Source organism: Cedecea sp. B1(4) (assembly GCF_059414925.1).
The window spans coordinates 1-245 of the sequence record NZ_JCAHMZ010000182.1; the positions used below are offsets into that span (position 1 = coordinate 1).

Sequence of the window (245 nt, forward strand, 5' to 3'; positions counted from 1 at the left end):
CGTTGTATTCGACGCTGCCCAGATTGAACTTGATGCGCAGGTCGACGATCGGCACGATGATGCCGCGCAGGTTGGTCACGCCCTTGATGAACGGCGGGACATTGGCGATACGGGTCACCGTGTCGGCGTCGTAGCCGCGGATTTCCTGCACCTTCAGGATGTCGATGCCGTACTCTTCGTCGCCCAGCGTGAACACCAGGAACTCGTTGCCGACATCTTCATTGCGCGCGGCTTGCGCTTGCGGT

At 60.4% G+C, this 245-nt stretch carries 1 protein-coding gene; it reads right to left on the minus strand.

The window, feature by feature from the left end:
* Nucleotides 1-199 (minus strand): chemotaxis protein CheW (locus ACR6JA_RS22550; protein WP_494599672.1); only part of this gene is annotated, 199 nt, incomplete at its 3' end.
* Between the last annotated feature and the right edge of the window lie 46 nt (nucleotides 200-245).